This window comes from Trichococcus sp. (genome assembly GCF_049589555.1).
In the GTDB taxonomy this organism is placed as follows: domain Bacteria; phylum Bacillota; class Bacilli; order Lactobacillales; family Aerococcaceae; genus Trichococcus.
Window position 1 is genome coordinate 1 of sequence record NZ_JBAWAZ010000072.1, and the last position, 5,716, is coordinate 5,716.

Here is a 5,716-nt window from a genome sequence, read left to right on the forward strand (position 1 = left end):
TTTGTGGCACCACCTTCTTCTGACAGCATGATTAAGCCCACCTAAATGATGGAGCAGATTCCTTTTATCGTTCTGCTCTATATCAGCCTGTCTTTGCGGAAGCCTGCCGTTATAAAACGCCAAGCTGCCTTTCGTTTTGTCAGCCAAGCAATCTGGGCGTCATTACTGGTGTTGCTGAGTATTCTTGGTATTAAAATTTTTGCGACTGTAGTCGGTTTATCAGCCAATATATTGAATGTCTTTCTGAACTTCTCATTTACCATGACCTGAGACTGCTGGCCGTTAGGCGTTTTTGTGATAAAATCAGTCAGCACCATTCCCGGAGATAACCGCCCTGCGATTACATCCGTACCCTCCAGTTCCTGGGCCATCCCTTTCATAAAATACGTTAATGCGTGCTTGGTGGTACCGTACAATATTGTTTTTCTCTGTATCATATTGTTTGAACCCAGGCCCTCCATGCTGTATATCGCGCCTTGTCCCTGCTTTAGCATTCCCGTTGCCGCAATCTGTGAACCGTATATCATACCGATAAGATTGGTTTTAATAATATTTTCGGTGTCTGTTTCGCCCGTTTCCCACGAAAACAGGTGCGGCGTATTTTGCCCCGCGTTATTGATCCATATGTCTATCCCGCCCCATTGTGCCAAAGAAACGTCCCAAAGTTTTTGCAGATTTGCTTTTTCTTGGACATTGCATGGGACATAGATGTATTTCCCCTCAAATGGCAACAGTTCCCTTTGAGTTGCTTCCGCGAGTGCTTTCCCTCTCCCGGACAGCGTAACATTACATCCGGCTCGCAGAAATTCGGTTGCCATTGAAAAACCAATGCCACGAGTACTACCCGTTATCACAATGTTTTTCATAAAATCCCTCCGTTATTTTGCATTCAGCCATTCCCGAATAGGCAGGAGATTCCCTCTCTTGTGCCGTCAAAACCGTTCATTATAACATAGTTTTGTAACCGCTCTCTTTACAACTCATTATATCATACCGCTATAGACTGTCCTTGCGGCTTTCTACTTTATCGTGATTCATTCTCACTTTGCAAGTCAACTTGATCTGCTACCTTGATTTGCCATATCCGTCAAAATTTGCAGCCAGACTGATGGCACTCGGCGATGCAACCGGGTTTACTGTATACGGTAATCCGTCCGATGAATTGAAAGAAGTGTTGAAGGGCTTTAACGGCGAGTATATGACGCCTATCGGAGGGTTTTCGCGCTAAACCTGAACGGTAAATCGAAAAGGAAGAGGCTCGGACTTTTGTCCTGGCCTCTTCCTTTTGTGTTTTTATTCTTTGTGTATCAAATTTCGAGAGAATTCCCGCGTGGGTGTCGCACCTCAGTTTACAATCTGCCATCACGCTTGAATTTGGGCAAATATCTTCCCGTATATTCCATGTACTTTTTATATTCATCGCCGAAATAACCTATCAACATTGTTTCTTCTTTCGAAATTCTTAGCGGAGTCCACAAGATCACCAGTGCCGTGAAGCCCACAAAAAACGCATTAGCCGTATAGACTGCAAGGCCTATTGACCATATTATCATGGCGGTATATATCGGATGCCGCATCACTCTGTATGGTCCAGAGGTGACCAGTGTATGCTCTTCCTGTATCTTTAGATTCACGGACCAGTTCTTGTCCAAAACTTCCTGCGAATAGCTCCAAAAAAACAAGCTGATTGAAGAAACGATGACGCCAACCCATCTTAAACCGCTCGGCAAATAAAACTGGAACCAGATATTATATATTGGAAAAAATGTATATATAACAATCACAACTGCCAACAAGAGCCCGGCAATGACCCTGAATGCAAACAAAAACTTTCCTTCATTCTCAATCGCTTCGTAATCAGGTGATAGTTTGGCTCCGGATTTTTTTGCCCGAAGTGCCGGAAGTATGCGATTAAAAATCATGATCAATATCAGATGGATCCAGAAAATTAACCTGAACGAAAACTCTGCATTCAACTTGTCACCCCTATTCGCTTATTTACTCTAAGGCAGTTCACTTGAATATTTTTCACCACACCCACGGAATCAAGCGGTACTTCGTTTGAAGCGCATATTCTTCATAACCGGGTAGCTTTTTGAGCAATGTTTCATCTTCCAACTTGGTGCGGATAACAAATAGAGTCATTGTCATTAACGCAGGTATCATTGCCCACCAGGAACCTAGTAAGAGCGGCGTGGCCAAATAATATACGATTATCCCGAGATATCCAGGATGACGAACATACTTATATGGGCCGCTGCTGCAAACCTTGTGTTCCCTGTCGAACTGGATCCTTACAACATCGGAAAAGAAAAGATTCACTCTCATCGCCCAGATTTCTAGAGCACATCCAAGAATGAATACAGCTATTGAAGCAAGATGCAATCTGGAGTCTATGCCTTGGGACCAGTTCCAACGGTAATCAAGCCCGGCAATCAGGAATATGCTCAACATGCTCAGGACGATGAGTTTTCCCAGAACCTTGTCCCAATTCTCGACATTTTCTTTTTTACTGCCTCGTTCGGCCAGGACTTCCAATGGTACGAACGGCAGACCAATCAGGTCAACAGACACAAGGAGAGCCAAAAACAACCAGGCAAACGGCCATTTTATGGTTCCGGCTGAGATAAAAAACAACAACGCGATAAAAATCCAAGCTGCCGGCAATTGTACAATTCGTCGGATGACGTTTCGCTTGATTTCAGGCTTACTGTCTTTCAGTTTTCCCATCTGCTTCCCCCTCCTTTTGTTTATTTCGATCAACCCATAACTTTAATACTTAAGGGACTCATTGAACTACCCCCACCTATGCTTTCTCTTTCTTACATTATATCCCTTTGGAAGGCAATCGCTAAGCGCGACTTCTTTTTGGGCTCACAAAAAGCCGCAAGGACAGTCACTTTAAATGAGAGTCCTTGCGGATTTCTACTTTTTTCTATTATTTGTTGCGTGTCAACGCAACGACAGAAACATGACGCTTTATGAATCCAGATGATAACTATTTTTATAGTATTTGTCGATTCCTCCATACCCAATAAGTTTGTTTTCCTTTGTTTTCCTGATAAAGTTATCCAGACGTTTTTTGAACTCCATGGGACGCTTCCTCGCTCCATCAATATAGGCAATCCGAATCCTTTTGTAGGCTTCCGGAAATTTTTCATAGTTATCCCAAGCCTTTTTGTCACTCCTGATTAGTTCAAGAATATCCGCAGGAAATTCGTAGGGTACTCTGATTACTTCAAGAATGGTGTCTCTGACCTTAGGATGAATCATCCCCTGTCTCTCAAGCCAAATCAGCCTTTCAATATTTGCTCTCGAGTATTCACTGCCCTTTCTTCTTGGAGAAAACCGCTGACCTCTATGTAATGAATCTAATTTCTTAACAGTGCTGTCAATCCAGCCGAAACAGAGTGCCTCTTCCACTGAGTCGTTATAGGAAAGACCTTTCTCTCCTGACTCTTTCTTTGGAAACACGAGCCATATTTCCTTTTCTTTTTCGAAGTTTTCAGTAAGCCATTCCCTCCACTTCTTCCTTTCACTTGTATAAAAGGTGTTTGAAAGTTCCATTTATTCTCCTCCCCGAACTATTTCCATTATACTCCGGCTCCATCATCCCCGCCCCGAGTTCCAGGAGCATCCCCAAATTTTTATAGACTTGCTTTTCCCTGGACGTTGCATGGGACATAGATGTATTTCCCCTCAAAGGGCGACAGTTCCATTTGAGCTGCTTCCGCGAGCATTTCCCCCCTGCAAGACAGCGTAACATTACATCCGGCTCGCAGAAACTCGGTTGCCATAGCAAAGCCAAGACCACGGGTGCTACCCGTTATAACAATGTTTTTCATAAAATTCCTCCGTTATTTTGCATGCAGCAATTCCAGCTTGGACAGAAGATTCCCCTCTTATACGTCATCAAAACCGTTCATCAAAACATAATCCTGTAACCGTTCTCTTTTTTGGGTAATTATATCATATCAATAGAGTCTGTCCGTGCACAAAAGAGCCGCAAAAACAGTCGTCATTTATGACTGTCCTTGCGGCTTTTTACAAGCATTAGCATTTCTTCCTACTAACCAACTACTTTGTTCCTTCCGGTCTTTTTAGCTTCATATAATTTCTTGTCTGAACGGTGAATCAGAGTCTCATAGTCTATCATTTCTTCGCTTGTTAAAGTACAAAGTCCAAAACTTGAAGTTAGCTTGATCTTTTCTCCATTATAGCTGAAAACTGTATCTTCAATGGCTTTTCTCATTCTATCAGCGATAGCCCCTGCGTTTTTTTTATCTGTATTTGTTAAGCAGACAATAAACTCTTCACCGCCAAATCTGGCAATCCAATCCACATCTTGTCTTGTGTTTTTCCCAAGGATTCCGGCAACTTCTTTTAATATGTAATCCCCTGCCAAATGACCATAGGTGTCGTTGACTTTTTTGAAATGATCAATATCTGCCATCAGGACTGAGATTGGTTGATTTTCCAGATGAGATTTGACCATATCTACAGGTAATCTTTCAATGATATATCTCTTGTTATAGATTTGTGTCAGCTCATCTGTTACTGCTGCTACATTGGCTTGTTCCAGCAGTCTTTTAATTTCCAAGCTTTCAGTTAACTCTCTGTCACCAAGAATCATGCTTTTTGTAACGTTTTTTAAAAGTTCAACTACAACCATTCTATCTTCTATTTTTACAGGTATTGCTGTAACCATAATGATTTTATCAAGAGAAGTTTCTATTTTGATAAAGGTGTCATTTTCATTGTAGGCTCTCATGGAAATACAATTCTTGCATACCTCACCTTTCCCCCAAATGCCAAAACAGGCTTCCAGAACCTGCATGAGTTCTTCTTGATTTTTATTTTTAACAAATAAGACTTCCTTTTTAATGGGGTCTACAATCCTTACCTGTTCATACATTTTTTCAAATGTTGTCAATTGACTTATGAGTGTCTGAAACCCCTTCAAATTTATTTCTACCTTAATCACCTCTTCTTTAGATTTATCGTTACAGCAAAACTCACTCTATTTTCTCATTCATTTCAATTATATCATAGGAAAATTCTACCGGAAATTCAAAGATAACATATATAGGATTCTTCCTGATGAACAAATGGGTAAGAATGAACTTCCATATCCCGTATTTCACCATTAGCCAATCTATGTCGAAAGTTAAATCACTTTAAACCGCACTCAAAACAAAAAAACCCTGAAAATAACGTAAATACGCCATTCTCAAGGGTTTGTACATTTATTTGTTGCGTGTCAATGCCACGACTGACTCAACATGCAGTGTTTGCGGGAACAGGTCCACTGGTTGGATGCTGCCTACGCTGTAGCCACCTTCGTGGAATAACTGTAGGTCGCGTGCCATTGTAGCTGGGTTGCAGCTGACGTAGACGATACGCTCAGGAGCAATTTCCAAAGCAGCTTCGATGAAGGCCGGTTCCAAGCCTTTGCGTGGAGGATCGACAACCAAGACATCAGCTTTGACGCCTTCGGCAGCCCATTTCGGCATCACTTCTTCGGCAGCGCCGATTTCGAAGGTAATGTTTTCGATGTTGTTTGCAGCGGCATTCATTTCAGCCATTTTGACGGCATCGGGAACAACTTCCATCGCATACACGTGTTTCGCTTTTTCAGCCAATGACAAGGAAATCGTTCCGATTCCACAATAGGCATCGATTACGGTTTCTTCGCCAGTCAATTGTGCAGCTTCAA

General features: G+C 42.1%; 7 protein-coding genes. All 7 read right to left on the reverse strand.

Annotation, left to right across the window (positions count from 1 at the left end; genetic code table 11):
• Positions 1–77: 77 nt before the first annotated feature.
• Positions 78–866, reverse strand: a complete 789-nt coding sequence (locus WBV27_RS03415; protein ID WP_424199433.1) for an SDR family NAD(P)-dependent oxidoreductase — start codon at positions 864–866, stop codon at positions 78–80.
• A gap of 483 nt (positions 867–1,349) precedes the next feature.
• Complete coding sequence (locus WBV27_RS03420) at positions 1,350–1,976, reverse strand: isoprenylcysteine carboxylmethyltransferase family protein (RefSeq protein WP_424199435.1); 627 nt, start codon at positions 1,974–1,976, stop codon at positions 1,350–1,352.
• Positions 1,977–2,028: 52 nt separating this feature from the next.
• Positions 2,029–2,730: a methyltransferase family protein gene (locus WBV27_RS03425; RefSeq protein WP_424199437.1), complete on the reverse strand. Its 702-nt coding sequence runs from the start codon at positions 2,728–2,730 to the stop codon at positions 2,029–2,031.
• Positions 2,731–2,979: 249 nt separating this feature from the next.
• Positions 2,980–3,567: a YdeI/OmpD-associated family protein gene (locus WBV27_RS03430; RefSeq protein ID WP_424199439.1), complete on the reverse strand. Its 588-nt coding sequence runs from the start codon at positions 3,565–3,567 to the stop codon at positions 2,980–2,982.
• A gap of 80 nt (positions 3,568–3,647) precedes the next feature.
• On the reverse strand, positions 3,648–3,845 hold the full coding sequence (locus tag WBV27_RS03435) for an SDR family NAD(P)-dependent oxidoreductase (RefSeq protein WP_424199441.1): 198 nt from the start codon (positions 3,843–3,845) through the stop codon (positions 3,648–3,650).
• A 224-nt stretch (positions 3,846–4,069) separates the two neighbouring features.
• Positions 4,070–4,984, reverse strand: coding sequence for a GGDEF domain-containing protein (locus WBV27_RS03440; protein ID WP_424199443.1), 915 nt, complete (start codon positions 4,982–4,984; stop codon positions 4,070–4,072).
• Between the two features lie 262 nt (positions 4,985–5,246).
• Positions 5,247–5,716 (reverse strand): 23S rRNA (uracil(1939)-C(5))-methyltransferase RlmD (rlmD, locus tag WBV27_RS03445; protein WP_424199445.1); only part of this gene is annotated, 470 nt, incomplete at its 5' end.